15 protein-coding genes are annotated in these 17,651 nt (G+C 37.6%); 9 read left to right on the top strand and 6 right to left on the bottom strand.

The features are described from left to right. The first annotated feature begins 1 nt into the window (after nt 1). The gene (locus NOX80_RS15650; protein ID WP_256550738.1) at nt 2–1,078 is read left to right on the top strand and encodes a M20 family metallo-hydrolase; all 1,077 of its coding nucleotides are present in this window, start codon (nt 2–4) and stop codon (nt 1,076–1,078) included. A gap of 4 nt (nt 1,079–1,082) precedes the next feature. Beyond that, nucleotides 1,083–2,363, top strand: a complete 1,281-nt coding sequence (argH, locus tag NOX80_RS15655) for an argininosuccinate lyase (protein WP_256550739.1) — start codon at nt 1,083–1,085, stop codon at nt 2,361–2,363. Between the two features lie 32 nt (nt 2,364–2,395). Here argH and ytxJ read toward each other — a convergent pair whose 3' ends face one another. Further along, complete coding sequence (ytxJ, locus tag NOX80_RS15660) at nt 2,396–2,779, bottom strand: bacillithiol system redox-active protein YtxJ (protein WP_256550740.1); 384 nt, start codon at nt 2,777–2,779, stop codon at nt 2,396–2,398. 153 nt (nt 2,780–2,932) lie between these two features. Between ytxJ and clpB the strand changes: the two genes are divergently transcribed. The 4 genes from clpB (at nt 2,933) to NOX80_RS15680 (ending at nt 7,201) form a co-directional block, all read left to right on the top strand. Further along, on the top strand, nt 2,933–5,530 hold the full coding sequence (gene clpB / locus NOX80_RS15665; protein WP_256550741.1) for an ATP-dependent chaperone ClpB: 2,598 nt from the start codon (nt 2,933–2,935) through the stop codon (nt 5,528–5,530). A gap of 168 nt (nt 5,531–5,698) precedes the next feature. Next, entirely contained in the window at nt 5,699–6,379 is a 681-nt protein-coding gene (locus tag NOX80_RS15670) for a hypothetical protein (RefSeq protein WP_256550742.1), read from the top strand. A 12-nt stretch (nt 6,380–6,391) separates the two neighbouring features. Further along, nucleotides 6,392–6,988, top strand: coding sequence for a hypothetical protein (locus tag NOX80_RS15675; protein WP_256550743.1), 597 nt, complete (start codon nt 6,392–6,394; stop codon nt 6,986–6,988). Nucleotides 6,989–7,027: 39 nt separating this feature from the next. Further along, nucleotides 7,028–7,201, top strand: coding sequence for a hypothetical protein (locus NOX80_RS15680; protein WP_256550744.1), 174 nt, complete (start codon nt 7,028–7,030; stop codon nt 7,199–7,201). A gap of 12 nt (nt 7,202–7,213) precedes the next feature. Here NOX80_RS15680 and NOX80_RS15685 read toward each other — a convergent pair whose 3' ends face one another. After that, nucleotides 7,214–7,954, bottom strand: coding sequence for a hypothetical protein (locus NOX80_RS15685; RefSeq protein ID WP_256550745.1), 741 nt, complete (start codon nt 7,952–7,954; stop codon nt 7,214–7,216). Nucleotides 7,955–8,327: 373 nt separating this feature from the next. Between NOX80_RS15685 and NOX80_RS15690 the strand changes: the two genes are divergently transcribed. Beyond that, nucleotides 8,328–9,521 (top strand): thioredoxin family protein, encoded by a 1,194-nt coding sequence (locus NOX80_RS15690; RefSeq protein ID WP_256550746.1) that lies wholly within the window; start codon nt 8,328–8,330, stop codon nt 9,519–9,521. An 83-nt stretch (nt 9,522–9,604) separates the two neighbouring features. Continuing rightward, on the top strand, nt 9,605–10,834 hold the full coding sequence (locus NOX80_RS15695) for an MFS transporter (protein WP_256550747.1): 1,230 nt from the start codon (nt 9,605–9,607) through the stop codon (nt 10,832–10,834). Between the two features lie 56 nt (nt 10,835–10,890). On the opposite strand, the gene NOX80_RS15700 is transcribed toward NOX80_RS15695, so the two are convergent. Together NOX80_RS15700 and NOX80_RS15705 are read right to left on the bottom strand one after the other, a co-directional pair. Beyond that, complete coding sequence (locus NOX80_RS15700; protein WP_256550748.1) at nt 10,891–11,568, bottom strand: imm11 family protein; 678 nt, start codon at nt 11,566–11,568, stop codon at nt 10,891–10,893. A 10-nt stretch (nt 11,569–11,578) separates the two neighbouring features. Further along, a complete protein-coding gene (locus tag NOX80_RS15705; RefSeq protein WP_256550749.1) occupies nt 11,579–12,082 on the bottom strand; it encodes an imm11 family protein in 504 nt (167 codons plus the stop codon). Between the two features lie 194 nt (nt 12,083–12,276). Here NOX80_RS15705 and NOX80_RS15710 point away from each other — a divergent pair, with 194 nt between their 5' ends. Beyond that, complete coding sequence (locus NOX80_RS15710; protein WP_256550750.1) at nt 12,277–13,935, top strand: ankyrin repeat domain-containing protein; 1,659 nt, start codon at nt 12,277–12,279, stop codon at nt 13,933–13,935. A 61-nt stretch (nt 13,936–13,996) separates the two neighbouring features. Here the strand turns inward: NOX80_RS15710 and NOX80_RS15715 are convergent, their stop codons facing one another. Together NOX80_RS15715 and ccsA are read right to left on the bottom strand one after the other, a co-directional pair. Then, complete coding sequence (locus NOX80_RS15715) at nt 13,997–14,230, bottom strand: hypothetical protein (protein WP_256550751.1); 234 nt, start codon at nt 14,228–14,230, stop codon at nt 13,997–13,999. A gap of 133 nt (nt 14,231–14,363) precedes the next feature. Then, nucleotides 14,364–17,501: a cytochrome c biogenesis protein gene (gene ccsA / locus NOX80_RS15720; RefSeq protein ID WP_256550752.1), complete on the bottom strand. Its 3,138-nt coding sequence runs from the start codon at nt 17,499–17,501 to the stop codon at nt 14,364–14,366. Between the last annotated feature and the right edge of the window lie 150 nt (nt 17,502–17,651).

Genomic DNA, 17,651 nt, shown 5'->3' on the forward strand with positions numbered 1-17,651 from the left:
TATGAAAACGATAACAACCTTAATCGCCGAAGCGATTGAATTATTAAAAAAGCTAATCGAAACGCCTTCTTTTTCGGGAGAAGAAAACCAAACAGCTTTACTGATTGCCAATTGGTTTGATCAGAATAATATTCCGTATACAAGAGAAAACAACAACCTTTGGGCTTACAATCTGCATTTTGACAGTACAAAGCCTACGCTCCTCCTAAATTCCCATCACGATACCGTAAAACCTAATCAGGGCTATACACTCGATCCTTTTACAGCTTTGGAAAAAGACGGTAAAATTTTCGGATTAGGAAGTAATGATGCCGGAGGTTGTCTGGTCTCACTTTTAGCTACCTTCACCTATTTTTATGCACAGGAAAACCTATCTCATAATATTGTTATCGTAGCATCAGCCGAAGAAGAAAGCAGCGGACCAAACGGATTAAACAGTGTTTTAAAACAACTTCCGGAGCTGGATTGCGCCATCGTAGGCGAACCGACCGAAATGCAATTGGCAATCGCCGAAAAAGGACTTTTAGTATTGGATGTAACGGTAAACGGAACGGCCAGCCATGCAGCACATACCAACAACGACAATCCGATTTACAACGCATTGCAAATAATCGAGTGGTTCCAATCGTACCACTTTGAAAAAGTCTCCGAAATTCTCGGTCCCGTTAAAATGACCGTCACGCAGATTAATGCCGGAAAACAACATAATGTCGTTCCGTCTCAATGTCATTTGGTCGTGGATATACGCGTAAATGAGCTGTATACCAATACCGAAATACTGAATATCGTAACGGAAAATGTAAAAGCAATTATACAACCCAGATCCATGCATCTGAATGCTTCGTCAATTGCTCCGGAACATCCGTTGGTGCAATCCGGTATTGCATTAGGGCGCACAACTTACGGTTCTCCTACCCTTTCAGATCAATCGGTTTTATATTGCCGGTCACTTAAATTGGGACCCGGAAATTCCTTGCGCTCCCATACGGCTGATGAATTTATTTTTCGCGATGAGGTCGAAACCGGAATCGCTTTATATATCCAGATACTCAACGGTTTTTTAATCCAAAAAATATGATACTATGAAATTATGGGAAAAAGGGATCGCAACCGATCAAAAAATAGAACACTTTACGGTAGGCAACGACCGCGAACTCGATTTGGTATTGGCACGATATGACGTATTAGCTTCCATAGCACATGCCAAAATGTTGGCTAAAACCGGTTTATTGGAAGAACAGGAAACAACCGACATTGTGCTGGTTCTGGAAGATATTTTACAGTATATTCAAAACGGAAGTTTCAGTATTGAGGCTACTTTTGAAGATGTACATTCCAAAATCGAATTCCTGCTTATTGAAAAATTAGGTGATACCGGAAAAAAAATACACACGGCACGTTCCCGAAATGATCAGGTTTTAGTTGCGATGCATCTTTATATGAAATCGGAAATTCAGACTTTAAAAACACTAATTTCAACGTTGTTTGAATTAGTCTTGACATTGGCCGAAAAACATAAAAATGTTCTATTGCCCGGTTATACGCATTTACAAATTGCCATGCCATCGTCTTTCGGATTGTGGTTTTCTGCTTATGCCGAAACGATGATCGATGATATTTCACTGCTGAACGCCGCTTTAAAAGTAGTCGATCAAAATCCTTTAGGTTCCGCAGCGGGATATGGGAGTTCCTTTCCGATAGACCGTACCTACACAACGGGATTATTACAATTCGCTTCGCTAAAATATAATGTAGTTGCAGCCCAAATGAGTCGCGGGAAATCCGAAAAAACAATGGCTTTTGCCATGAGTAGTATTGCCGCTACTCTTTCTAAAATGGCTACGGATATTTGTTTATACCTGAGCCAGAATTTTGGTTTTATCACACTACCGGCACATCTTACAACCGGTTCCAGTATTATGCCGCATAAAAAGAATCCTGATATTTTCGAGCTCATTCGCGGTAAATCCAATAAAATACAAAGTTTACCCTACGAACTAACACTGTTAACCAATAATTTACCCAGCGGATACCACAGGGAATTTCAATTATTAAAAGAGGGATTATTTCCGGCCATCGAAAATCTCAAATCCTGTCTGGAAATGACTCATTATGCGTTACAGGATATTGAAATCAATACAACCATTTTAGACGATCCGAAATACCAGTATTTATTCACTGTAGATACTTTAAACGAACTGGTAACGCAGGGAATAACTTTTCGCGATGCTTATAAAATTGTCGCGGAACAAGTTGAAAACGGGACGTACAAAGCACCGGAAACGACTTCACATACGCACGAAGGCAGTATTAATAATTTATGTCTGGATGCTATTCGTCGAAAAATGCAACAGGAATTATAATGATAAAAAGAGGTGAAACAGTGCACCTCTTTTTATACCCATTTTTTTAAATCATCGGCCTGAATACCACTATGTGAAGTATGATAAACTACTTTCCCTTCTTTAATTACAAGTAATTGAGGTGATTCGTGCTGTACTCCGAAACGCTCGGCGATTTCATTTGAAAGCGGACGATACTCCAGTAAATCCAGAAAATACAAATCCATTTGATCATCATCAAGATCAAATTCCCTGTCAAATTGTTTTAAGGCCATCCTGCTGATACTGCATCGGGTACTATGTTTAAAAATAACCGCCGGCTTTTCAAAAGACTGTTGTTCCAGTACGTCCAGTGTCGTTTGTTCTAACGGTTTCCAATTCACCTTATCAGGAGCGGCTTCCTGATTTCCTCCAAATATTTTATCTAAAAACCCCATTTTTGTCCGATTTTACGCCATTTTGGCATTAATATTTTGTAAATTTAAGCAATAAAACGCCAATTTGTCTTATTTTTTATATTGGAACATAAATTGACTTATACCAATCAAAGTTAAAAAAACTACCATAATCGACAAACAACATTTAAAAATATGAACTTTAACAATTTAACAATCAAATCACAGGAAGCCCTGCAACAAGCGCAACAGATTGCGCAAGGTTCAGGCCATCAACAAATCGAAAACGAACATATCTTTAAAGGTATTCTTGAAGTTGATGAGAATGTAGCACCATTCATTTTGAAAAAACTGAATGTGAATGTAAACCTGTTCAAACAAATTTTGGACAGTACAATCCAAAGTTTCCCTAAAGTAAGCGGAAGCGAACTGATGTTTTCCCGTGAATCCGGAACAACATTAAATGAGGCTGCGAATATCGCTAAAAAGATGAACGATGAATACGTTTCTATCGAACATTTGTTACTGGCCATATTTAAGTCCAAAAGTAAAGTGGCACAAATCCTGAAAGATCAGGGTGTGACCGAAAAAGGGCTGGAAAGCGCCATTAATGAAATCCGTAAAGGAGAAAGAGTAACTTCGGCATCTGCGGAAGAAACCTATAACGCCCTAAACAAATATGCAAAAAACCTGAACCAGTTGGCTAACGACGGTAAACTGGATCCGGTAATCGGACGTGATGAAGAAATTCGTCGTGTCTTACAAATCCTGTCCCGTCGTACGAAAAACAACCCGATGCTGGTAGGTGAACCCGGTGTAGGTAAAACCGCTATTGCAGAAGGATTGGCACATCGTATTATACAAGGTGACGTTCCGGAAAACCTAAAAGACAAAATAGTCTTTTCATTGGACATGGGTGCTCTTATCGCCGGTGCAAAATATAAGGGGGAATTCGAAGAGCGTTTAAAATCCGTTGTAAAAGAAGTAACCTCAGCCGAAGGAGATATTGTCCTGTTTATTGATGAGATCCATACATTAGTAGGTGCCGGAGGCGGTGAAGGTGCAATGGATGCAGCCAACATATTAAAACCGGCTTTGGCCCGCGGTGAGTTAAGAGCTATTGGTGCGACGACATTAGACGAGTATCAAAAATATTTTGAAAAAGACAAAGCGCTTGAGCGTCGTTTCCAAAAAGTAATGGTAGACGAACCGGATACTGAAAGTGCAATTTCAATCCTTCGCGGTATCAAAGAGAAATATGAAGCACACCATAAAGTACGAATCAAAGACGATGCGATTATAGCCGCTGTGGAATTATCACAACGTTATATTACCAATCGTTTTCTACCGGATAAGGCGATCGACTTAATGGACGAAGCAGCATCTAAACTGCGTATGGAAATCAATTCCAAACCGGAAGAATTGGATGTACTGGATCGAAAAATCATGCAGTTGGAAATCGAAATTGAAGCGATTAAACGTGAAAATGACGAAAACAAACTGAAAATCCTCGGAATGGATCTTGCGAATCTGAAAGAAGAACGCAACGAAATATTTGCCAAATGGAAATCGGAAAAAGACGTAGTCGATAATATTCAGGCGACCAAACAGGAAATTGAAGATTTGAAATTACAAGCCGAACGCGCCGAACGTGACGGAGATTACGGAAAAGTAGCCGAAATCCGTTACGGAAAAAGCAAGGAAGCTCAGGAACGTCTGGATGTATTACAAAAACAATTATTAGAAAATCAATCCGGTCATTCCCTTATTAAAGAAGAAGTGACCCATGAAGATATCGCAGAAGTTGTAGCCAAATGGACCGGTGTACCGGTAACCAAAATGCTGCAAAGTGAACGTGAAAAACTGTTGAATCTGGAAGACGAACTACACCACAGAGTTGTAGGACAGGAAGAAGCCATACAGGCGATTAGTGACGCCGTACGTCGTAGTCGCGCCGGACTTCAGGATGCCCGTAAACCAATCGGTTCCTTCCTTTTCCTCGGAACAACCGGTGTCGGTAAAACCGAATTGGCAAAAGCTTTGGCCGAATACTTATTTGACGATGAAAATGCAATGACGCGTATCGACATGAGTGAATATCAGGAGCGTCATAGTGTTAGCCGACTGGTAGGTGCGCCTCCGGGATATGTAGGTTATGATGAAGGAGGTCAATTGACGGAAGCAGTACGAAGAAAACCGTATTCTGTGGTCTTACTGGATGAGATTGAAAAAGCCCATCCGGATACGTTCAACATTTTATTACAAGTATTGGATGAAGGACGATTAACAGACAACAAAGGTCGTTTAGCCGACTTTAGAAATACGATTATCATTATGACATCCAATATGGGTAGTCATATCATACAGGAAAAATTCGAAAATCTGAAAGGTAGTGTTGAAGCTGCAACTGAAGCCGCTAAGGTAGAAGTGTTAGGTTTATTAAAACAGACCGTTCGTCCGGAATTTATCAACCGTATTGATGAGATTGTAATGTTCACACCGTTGAGCACTGCTAATATCCGTGAGATTGTAGGATTACAACTGAAAAGTGTTATCAAAATGTTGGCACAACAACATATCACGATGGATGCAACTCCGGAAGCTATCGATTATCTGGCAGACAAAGGATATGATCCGCATTTTGGTGCCCGTCCGGTAAAACGGGTGATCCAAAGAGAAGTACTAAACGAGTTGTCTAAAGAAATCCTTTCCGGAAAAGTGGCAACCGACAGTATTGTACTACTCGACAGTTTTGACGGCAAACTGGTTTTTCGTAATCAGGAAGCTGTTTAAACTAAAACAACATAAAAAAGTATCCGATACTAACGGATCAAAACACATAAAATAGTTTTCATAATACCCGAAAGGGTTGGTTTTTGGTTGAAAAGCACCGGTTCTGTAAAAGGCCGGTGTTTTTTGTATTAGAAAGTTTTATAAATTGTATTCCTTTTTATAATCGATATGGCAACACTTTCAACTCGGGCAATTAACTACTTAAACACACTCAAAAGAGCTACTGACTGGATGACTACAGCCGATAGTCCCGAAAAATACCTGTCCCGGTATCGTTTGGAACAACCCGACCGATTACTGCAAATCCAACAAGACTATTCCGGTTATACTTTTGTAGAAAACGCGAATCCCGATTATACCATCCGATTGTATTTTTTATCCGATGGCATCATACGCAAAAATCAAAAAATATATTACACTACTATCAACGATAAAGCGACCTTTTCATTCGATAACAGCAAAACAGAACCCAATTACCTACTCACAGAAAACGGATCCGTTTGGTATTGGGACGATGCAGTCAATCAATACTTTTGTTTGTATGAAACCATCGAAACGATGATCGAAATTCAGGCTTTGGAACAGGAATACCAATACTACCAGTCGTCACCGGTAAAATATCTTGCTAAAGAAAAGAGTCTAAACATCATAAATCACATGAATGATCATTATGTTTTTCTACCGGAATGTTCCGATAAATATCAATATTACTGGCTAACGGATTTCGACCTTATCCGGATAACCTATAATGATTATGAAGAAGAATATACTTTACATATCAGCAGTATCAGTCCTTACAATTCCCAACTTATTTTGGACGGACTAAAGCGGGATAATCTCTATCTTTGAAAAAAGATTAGCATGATTCGCTTTATTACAGTTTGCCTGTTGCTTTTAAACACATTTATCGGTTATTCACAAAAAGGTAGCGTCGACATACGTCCGGTAAGTCGTTTTAGCAGTGCCAAATACATTGCATTTCACGGAGAAAAAATTCAGGAATTTAAATATTCAGGTTGTATTATTCGAGCTGAAGAAAAAAATTATACTATCGAAATGACAATACACGGTCATCAACGAAAATTCACTTTTCCGTTTACCAAAGAGGCCGTAAAAACGAAAGATTCCTTACAAAACGGATTAACCGATGCTTTTTATGCCGAACCGATAACCTATCATCTTAAGGATAAAGAATATACTTTATATAAACACATTGATTATAACTGCTATGATCCGTTGTGTGGTTCCCGACATAATCATAAAACGATGATTACCGGTATCTCCTATTTCAGTCCGGATTACGGATTACTGTTTATCAGTCAGAACAACAATATGACACTTGAAATACTGGTTAGTTTAAACGGAAAAGAAGCGCCAAAAGATTTGATCATCGCTATTTTAAAAGACAATCAGATCGACAATAGCGTTATAAAAGAATACAAAAAAGCGAAGTCGTAATTTACTTTTAAGGATACAATAAAAACAAGAGGTATCAAAATGATCTACAAGCAAATCACCAATGATAACGAACTCTATATCTGGATGAATGGCAGATTGCTATTTAAAAAATGGCCTGGTACCCAATATCACGCCAAAGTTTTTGATTTAATGGCCTATGGAAAAAACACCTATATAAGCATAACCGAAAAAGGAATACAAATTAATTCATAATACCTCACACGGTTAATGTCGCAAATAATCCAATCCTTTGCGATACCCATCCATAATCGATTTGAACAATTCTCCGCTAGTTGGCGGATTTAACACAATTGCATCAGCTCCGGAGTTAATGGCATTCTGAATACTTTCCAGGCTTTTTCCGCCGGTCGCCATAATCGGATAACCGGGAACTGCATAACTAATATGTTCCAGTATTTTATCTGTGTTTTTGCCACCGGTGATATGAAAAATATCCACACCGGCATCTACCCGATCCTGAAATGAAAAATCAGCTATTGATACACTGGAAATAATCGGTATTTTAATTTTCTTCCGGATGCTGGCAATATCTTTATTTTTAAACGGCTGATTGACGATAATCGCAGCCGCACCCAAAGCTTCAGCCTGAATAGCCATTTCCATTGCCACCTTCCCTTGCGTAAGCCCCCCGCCTACACCACATATTACCGGTTTATCGGAAAAGTTAATTAATACCTCCATAATTTTCGGAGAAGGGGCAAATGGATATACAGCCAGTATTGCATCGGCATCATTATTCTCAATGATCGCCATATCGGTTGAAAACAACAGTGATTTTACTTTTTTTCCTCCTAACATAATGCCGTTACATTCTTCACCGATAACCTTGGGTGTTGTAAGCGGTTTCGGAGTCGCTTTCGGACGTCTGAAAAAAAGTCGCTGTAAAAAAGAGAGCGCTTTGGTTTCAGCTTCCCAAATAGACATTATGTTGAGTTCGTGCTTCATTATATTACTTTTAACGGAATAAAATTACAACCGGCAATCACCGTAATAAACACAACTGAAAAGACTATATCCTATTCTGTAATATGACGTCAAAAAAATGTAGTAAAACTGAAAATGTGCTTTCATAGTAGCACAATACCAACCGTTTTCAGATTAAAAACGATAAACCTAAACTTATTAAACGCTATTTTTCCTATCTTTAGTATAGTTTTTACCAAAACACCCACAAATAGCATTCATTTTGCGAATAAAACTATCTGAATAGCATAGGCTAAAAAAATGTTAATCCGGTTACAGCACTCCTTATATCTCCGGCTATAATGGTAATTTTACAGGACTTTTCACCTTTAATTCCGATCTAAATTCTTACGGTATGACTACAAAAATAACTTCCCTCCTGTTTCTGTTCTTAACAGTGTTATCGCTCAACGCGCAAGGTGTTCGTTTTGAATCCAGTTTATCGGCTGCACTTGAAAAAGGAAAAAAAGAAAACAAACCCGTTTTTATTGAATATTATAATGAAAACTGTTCGGTTTGTAAAACACTGAATCCGATATTTGAAGATCCGGCAATGGGCGATTTTTATAACACTCATTTTGTTAATTACAGAATGAATACCGAAAACATTAAAAAAGAAGATAGTCTCTATATTGTGCAATCCAAGTTAAAACTGGAAAGCGTTCCGTATTTTCTGTTTTTTGATTCCGACAATACCCTGATTCATTGCTCCGGAGCAAAAGCGGATGCTAATTATTTGATCAATACAGTTGGAAAAACCGCTCTGGATCCGGAAGAGAGAACTGCCAATCTCGCTAAAAAATATGTCTCGGGCGACAAAAGCATCCGTACCCTTTATGCTTATTCTAATCTGGTACAACTTTATAAAGATGAGCGTATGGTGAATCGTATTGCAAACGATTTGTACGATGCTTTTCCAAAGGATCAGTTGGCTACGCAAAAAAGTTATACCCTACTCAAAAACTGTGTTTTTTCCATCGATAATGGCTTTTTTACGTATTGGGTCAATAATATCGACAAGCTAAAAGACTTTGAAACCGGATATAAAGCCGGTACCGAAATTAAAGTCTTACAAGAGATTCTATTAAAAACGATCAATAGTGATGCAAAAAACAGTTGGAATCTGGCTAAAATTAAATCCGTTAAAGAACTGATAGAAAAAACAGGACTTAGTACTAATCCTGATGCGTATCTATGGCAACAGGAAGCCGCTGTTCTGATTAAAGAAGGTCGCGAACCGGAAGCCGTTGCGCTTTTTAATAAAATGACGGATAATGAAACTGTAGCCGGTGCCACCTATGTTATCAATCAATTTTTGGATATTGTAAAAGAAAAAAACAGTTTTGCCGTGATCAAATCCAAAATCGAAGCCCTACGCAATTCCACTCACGACAACGATGATAAAGCCGATTTACTGTACACTGAACTACGCTACTGGCAGAAAATAAACAACAAAGACGAATTAAAGAAATTGCTGATTAAAGCCAATACGTTTTACAAAACCAATCAGCTGGATCTGGCCCGTCTGAATGAATTTAAAGTGAATTAGAACCCTTTAAAAATAATCATCCAAAAAAAAAGCTCTCAAACACAATTATTTATATTTTTGGCAATACTTAACCTAAAATATAAATGGAATTCCAAAAAATTAAACATTTATTATCGTTTCCTGTAATTGTAGCTGCCCTGGGCTATTTTGTCGATATTTACGATTTATTGTTATTTGGTATTGTTCGCGTTCCCAGTCTAAAAACACTGGGACTTGATGTCGATACCGACGGTACGATGATTCTTAACTTTCAGATGGTTGGTCTGCTATTAGGCGGTATTATCTGGGGGATGTTAGGCGACAAAAAAGGACGTCTTTCGGTACTTTTCGGTTCCATATTGGTGTACTCATTAGCTAATATTTTATGCGGTTTTCTTCCGTTTTTACCATTTGATGATAAAGCCACAACGTATGCTATACTTCGCTTTATTGCCGGTATCGGACTCGCGGGTGAATTAGGCGCCGGTATTACTTTGGTATCCGAATCCCTTCCTAAGGAACTACGCGCCATCGGAACTTCTATTGTGGCCGGTTTCGGTCTTTTAGGTGCCGTAGTTGCACAACTTACGGTAGAACTCGCCGGTGACTGGACTTATGCTTATTTTATCGGTGGTTCACTTGGTCTTTTTCTCCTCTTTTTACGGGTTGGCGTAATGGAATCCGGAATTTATAAAGACATTCGGGATACCGAGATTCAAAAAGGAAATTTTCTAAGCTTTTTCACGAATAAAGAACGGTTTATAAAATATATAAAGTGTATTGCCATCGGATTACCAACCTGGTTTTGCGTGGGAATTCTGGCTGTAATGGGAAATCAATTTGCTGCTTCTTTCGGAATCGGGGAAATTGAACCCGGTAAAGCAATTATGTGGGCCTATGTTGGAATTTCGGTGGGCGATTTTGCCAGCGGACTGATTTCACAGGCATTGCGTTCGCGAAAAAAAGCGATCTTCTATATGATGTTGTTTACGATAGTCGGAATTATTCTGATGTTATATGGCGGAACGCGATCAGCTAATATGTATTATTTTTATTGTGCCTGGTTGGGATTAGGCACCGGTTATTGGGCGATGTTTGTTACGGTTGGCGCCGAACAGTTCGGAACCAATATCCGTAGTACGGCAGCCACTACGATTCCGAATATGGTTCGCGGCTTACTTCCGGTGATGTTAATAGCATTTGATCATCTAAAAATAAAAAACGGGGTTGTCTTTTCGGCTACTATTGTCGGGCTGGTTGTTTTTGCTCTGGCGATTTATGCGACGCTTACGATTGCCGAAACACATAACAAGGATCTGGATTATACAGAATAAAAATTGTCATTTATTAATCAGGGATTGCAAATCCGTGATATCAATTTAGCCACGGATTACAAATCCGCGGCTTCGGCATCGGCAGTATAAAACTCACAAACAATATGGTCATCAAACCAAACACCCGTAATACCTGCTTCTTCTATCGCAGCTTTGAGTGGTTCGGAAACCAGAATACTGACATCATAAGGAGAGCAAAATAAATCAGGGGTTTCTGTCAGAACTAATTTTCTGGGGTATAAAAACATCGATCTTTGTTCTTCATTTTCTATAGTAACCATTTGATTGGTTTTTAAATTTTCATATACCGATTGCTTAAAATCAATAAGATCGGTAGTATGAATCAAATTCAGATAATTAAAATGAAATAATTCAGGTTCATTTCTTTTATGAAAGTTTTCATCGTATAAGGAAATTAGCTTACAATCGTAAAACCGAAAATCCTTTAAGGCATAATTCCCTACAAGCGTTTTAAATTTGTCACTCACAAACATTCCTATACGCGAACCGACACCCGGCATTTCAGCACTTAAAACATCTGTTCGTTTCGCTATGCGTTTTAATGTGAAATGATCAAGGTTCGGAGCTTCTTCCGGAAATTTCCTAAAATCCAATGCGTCATCATAATTATTCTTTATTTTCCAATAGCGTTTTGGCGGTTCTAACTGAGGCCAACAACCAACATTTTCACTTTCTGTAGCCTGTTTAATACTGTAATAAATTATTTTTTTCATTGCTTTTGCCTTAACTGATTTCTAAAAATTTAATTCCTTTAAATTTATGTTGTTCTATGGCTATTTTCATTGCTTCATTCACTGCAATTCTTAATTTCAAGCCTTTTATCTGAAAAAGTAATTTATCAAAATCATCTTTAAGCTTTAATTTGTTTATTTTTCGTATTAAATCCTGAATGATTACTACATCAGACTTCTCATAATCAATACAATCTTCAGACGTATTCAATTTTAACAAATAAAACGTTTTCTCATTTTTATCTTTTTGTGCGATCACAATTGGAATAAACACAACATTTTCAATATTCATAGAAAGTATAAACTCCATAAAGCGCTTTGAAAAAACATGCATCCCGGAAGTTATATAATCACTATCATTATCCCCAATATAAGGTATTGTTTTCAACTTAGACTCTTTTCCGTCAAGTACTACTTCTAAAGACTGATGATACTCAAATGGTATTATAATATCACCTTCTGTATAATCTCTTTCTAAAAAATAATATTTATTCATATAAATTAAATTCTTAACCAACTAAATATTCATTTTTTGTAATCTTTTCTTTAACAAAAATAAAGGTAATTTTATATATTCGGCTTTAGTCATAGTGGAATATTGGAGCATAAAAACCCGCAACTGCTTATAACCGGCCGAATTAAATACCACTTTACGACAAAGCTAAACTTTAACCAAAAAACTACCTATAAATGAGTTCGCTTTCCAATCAAAAAATAGCTATTTATTCCATTTCCGATATTTACCCACTGTTTGAATACATGCACAATCAAGTCAGTCTTTCTTCCGATCGGTTTCAGGAGCAAAATGAATTTGCACGAACCATTTGGTTGACTATGCGAATTGACGGAGAAATTAAAAACGGTGGTATCGAGCAGCTTTTCTCCAATTTGGGAGAAGGTTTTAATCCGGATTATCTGATTGAAGCGCTTCAGAATATCAAAAGTGAAAAAGGTTTGGAAATCGTTCAAAAATTCATTGATTTTATCTACCAATCCGATAAGCACACCACTTCATTTTACGGAGACTATGCCTACGTTAGCGGTTTTGATAAAAAACTGAACAAACTGCACAATGAATTAAGCGATACCTATTATACATTGGACCCGAGTGTGGAAGCTTTGATTGTTCAATATGCGGAAGCCAACTGGAGTAATCCTGATTTTCAGGAAGCGATTAAAGACGTTGTTTTTAAATCCAACGAAAAGGATGAATCAGAATTGATTGATAGTCTGAATGATGCTATCAAAAGCGGCAATGTTGCAACCGTAAAAAAAATCCTGAAAAAACTGAAAAACGTCAATCAGGCTAGCGAATACGGATCTGTTCCGATATTTGAATTGCCGTATCTTTCCAATACTGCTAAAAAAATCGAGATTTGTCAGTTGCTCATTGATCATAGTGCCGACCTTCGATTCACGGATAAATATCACAACTCCGTACTTCATCTGGCCGCCAAAACCGATGGCAACACCGAATTTATCACATTTCTACTCGATCAGGGAATGGATATCGAAATCAAGGATAATTATGACAATACTCCTATTTTCAGAACTGACAAAAATCCCGAAAATTGCAGTCTTTTAATCAGTCGCGGTGCTAATGTGAATGGTAGAAGCAAAATCGGGTTTTCACCATTAACCAATGCGCTTAAAAGTTATTATGGTTGGTATGGAAATCCGAATGCTAAAGAATATCACCCAAAAATCAAAAAATCAATTGATCAACTATTAGTTGCCGGAGCCACGTTTCATTCCGAAGGTTTAATTCATGAAAACACGGAACTTTCGATGTTTGTACAAGATCCGAAAATGTTAAAGCATCTGTTCAAGCAGAAATCGGTTAAAAATGCGCCGGAATTTGATCCTAACTTCAAAAAATGGTCGGCTGTTTTCGAGGCTAGTTTAAAGGGAAATCTCGAATGCCTGAAAATGTTGGCTGAAAAAGGTGCATTGTTAAATCAGGAACTTGATGTTCCGCATTATGAAACCAAAACATTTAGTGGCGGAACACCTATGAATGTTGCACTGAACGATGAAATACGCGCTTATCTTGAAACGCAAAATGTATCGTTGGGAAGTCGGAAAAGTTATTCCTTGTTTCTTGAAACCAGAGGAAACGATGAAGCCGCTGTTGTTGATTTGATTCAGCAACTAAAAAATGTAAATAAAGAAGAAGCTTTAAAAGACTTTTATACCGTTAAAAAGAAAATGGATGAATCCTATGAGAGAATTGACGGCAAATATTTCTATTACAAGCCTTTATTTTTGAAAAGTACGGAAAGCGAAGAAGAATACAAAAATATTGAAGCTCTGCTCAAATCGTTTAATTGCGAATTGACATTAATTTAATGATAGGTTCAGAAGCTAAAATAGTCAGAATAAAAAAGCGGCCTTTAAGCCGCTTTATTTTTTACTTTTTCTTCATTTCCTCTTTCACTTCCGCTTTTACTTCGCCTTTGGCTTTTTTCGCTTCGTTCTTCATTTCTTTACCTTCGGCTTTCATTTCTGCTTTGGCTTTTTTGCCTTCATGCTTCATTTCTTTTTTAGCTTCATTTACCTTTTTATCTGCTTCTTTTTTTACTTCCTGAGCCGACATTGCCATTGTAAATAATAAGGCCATTCCTAAATAAACCACTTTTTTCATGTTGTTTTGTTTTTATTGGTTAACGGAGATAAATTTAAACAGTATTTATGTTAATAAAATGATAAAAATTCAATCAGTTAACACAAAAATAAAAAAAGCCGTCAATTGACGGCTTTTTAACTATTTTCTATCTTTATTTCTTTTTATGCAGGTACTTTTTATTCTTGTAATACGCCAGTATCGCAATAAACGAGACGATTCCCAATGAATAGTACACAAAATTAGGCGTTACCACTTTATCTCCTTTGGCATACGAGTGTAATCCGGACAGATAGAAGTTTACACCGAAATACGTCATCAGGATCGAATAAAAAGCTAAAACACTAATTACATTGTAGAACCATTTTCCTCGCATCGCCGGTACGAATCGCATGTGGATTACAAAAGCATATACCATAATACTGATCAATGCCCATGTCTCTTTCGGATCCCATCCCCAGTAACGTCCCCAACTTTCGTTAGCCCATTGTCCGCCCAGGAAGTTTCCGATCGTTAACATCACTAATCCGACAGTAAGTGCCATTTCGTTGATATAAGTAATCTCCTGAATGTTCAGGTTCATTTTTGCTTTATTCTTTTCGTTGGTAAAAATCATCAGTAATAGCGCTACAACGCCAAGGATCATTCCCAATGTAAACGGACCGTAACTTCCTACGATAACCGCTACGTGAATCATTAACCAATATGAATTTAAAACCGGTTGCAGGTTAGCAATAGCCGGATCCATCCAGTTCCAGTGGGCCACCATTAAAATCATCGCCGCTACAAAAGCTGTCGAAGCAACTGTTAATTCCGATTTTCTTCCGAAAAGCAATCCGAAAAGCATTGTCGCCCATCCTACATAAATCATCGATTCGTAAGCATCACTCCATGGCGCGTGACCGGAAATATACCAACGGAAAATTAATCCGGCTGTATGTAATAAAAACAATACTATAATGATAGCATGAGAAATTTTCACCAATATGTTGACCGGCTTGCTCGCATTGAAAATTTTAATGATTACCAAAAGGAACATCAATACTCCGGCATACATATACCAGGAGAATAGTTTTTTGAAAATATCGTATTTATTATACAGAATCTCAGTATCAATCTTTTTGTCGCTTGGGCGCACTTTTGCTCCGTATTTGATCTGATAGTTCTCCAGCCCTTTTAATAAGCTGTTTGACAATTTATAATCTTTGGTTACAGCCGCTTTATCGATACTGCTTAAATAGTACGGAATTACGTTTTTAATTGAATCCAATGCTGTATGCGTCTGCTCATTGATTTCAAGAAACGATACCCATTTGTTCCCCGGATCATTCGGTACCGGGAACACTTTTAAGATTTGTCCGCTTAAAGCCGAATATAATAGGTTAACTTTTTTATCTGCTTCAATAAAATCTTTCTGGAACTGATTCGGAACAGCGGCTTTATACGCTTCATCCAAAACACCGGCCAATTTATAATTTCCTCTTTCGTCGAAGAATTTCACCAATGGTGCATATTTTTCACCCAGTTCTACTCCGATCAGTTTATGAATACTGTCGTTGTCTTTTTTCATATAGATCAACGGTACGTTATACCAAACCTGCGGAAATTGTGTCATGGAAAGGAAAGCCTGATCGGAATTCATTCCTTTATAATGATCTTGTTTGCTTACTTTTCGCAATAATTCGGAGGAGAACGTATTAATAGGCTTCATACGTCCGCCCTGATCCTGAATAACCAATCGGCCGAATTTAGCAGCCTGCTCTTCCGATACTCTATATTTTGTGAGTAGCGAATCGATTTGCTTTTCCGACGGCATTTTGTGGTCGTGATTCTGAGCAAATCCGGTAAAAGCGAACAACAAGGCTATTACAGGTAATAATTTTGCTTTTTTATCCTTTACTTTTTGCAGTTTACGTTTCAGGTCGCCGAAACGGGTGTTTTTATCAAATAAAATGGCCATAAGTCCGATATAAAGTAAGAAGTAACCCAAATAGGTAATATTAGTTCCCCAGAAATCGTGGTTTACCGAAAGTACGGTTCCTTTTTCATCCGGATCGAATGACGACTGGAAGAAACGGTATCCTTTATAATCCAGAATATGGTTCATATAAATACGTTCGTCAAAATGCTCAGCACCGTCAATTACCGTTACCTTACTTTCGAAAGAAGCATAACTCTTTTCCGTTCCCGGATATTTCTCGGCTACGAAATCATTTAATCGGATATTGAATGGTGTTTCATACACTTTACTTCCGTACATCATCGTGAATTCCAGATTTCCTAACTTAAAGGAATTCGGAACGCCCATTTTTCCGCGCGCTCCCAATAACGTAACATCGTGTTCTTCATTACCTACCTTAACGGTTAATATTAAAGCATCATCCGCTTTATTGTCTTTAAAATCGTTGTTCGATTCGAAAGCGATTTTTCCTTTCATCGCCGCTTCCGGTAATACGAATTGCGTTCCACCCATATTATATAAGGAACGGAACATTAACGGCTGAACGATATCTTTAGCAACATCACCTTTCATCTGATCGGCCATTCGCATAAAGTTTCCTTCAAAAGGGGATTTGATTTTATAATCATCCCCTTCCTTTATGATATTAATAGCACCGTCTGTAGGCTTGTTAAAAGCAAACAATACATTGTGGATATTTTGTACTTCTCCTTCTTTCAGATAATGTTCATGACGGGTTCCGTCTCCGGATTCTACCAATTTTAAAAACAAAGTTCCTTTTTCATCCGGTTTTATAACCTCTTTCGCGCCCATTACAAAATCTTTATAACGGATTTCAAACGGCGTTTCGTTGAATTTTTTAGCGATCGTAAAATCATTATTCGTCACCGGTGAAAACAAAGCCGGTTGTTCAAATGTTCTTCTTCTCATTTCGCCCTGATATTCACCGTCTACAAAAACAGTCAGATATGTTTTGTCTGAAAAAATCTGATGTGCAGTTTCGCCTTCACGGATTGGCATTACTCCTTCATAACTGATATATCGGGTGATAAATGCACCCAAAATGATAAAGATAAAGGACAAGTGAAGTAATAACGTTGCCCACTTTTCTTTTTTGTGTAGTTGATAACGCTTGATATTTCCGAAAAAGTTGATCACGAAAATGGCCATAATCCCTTCAAACCATTTGGTATTGTAAATCAGGATTCGGGCGGTTGTGGTATTATAATCGTTTTCAATAAACGTTCCTACTGCCATTGCTGCCGCAAAAAAGATAAACAGGAATGCCATTAAACGCGTGGAGAACAAAAATGAGACTATTTTTTTACCCATGATGTTGGTATTGTTTTTATAAATTGTCGCAAAAGTACTTAAAAACAAAATCCAATTAACGCTTTTTAACTTAATATTTAGTAGCTGTTAAAAATTATAAACCTTTCTTAAAACCGGCCTTTTTATCCGCTTTTTTTATACTACTGTAAG

The organism is Flavobacterium cerinum, from assembly GCF_024496085.1.
In the GTDB taxonomy this organism is placed as follows: domain Bacteria; phylum Bacteroidota; class Bacteroidia; order Flavobacteriales; family Flavobacteriaceae; genus Flavobacterium; species Flavobacterium cerinum_A.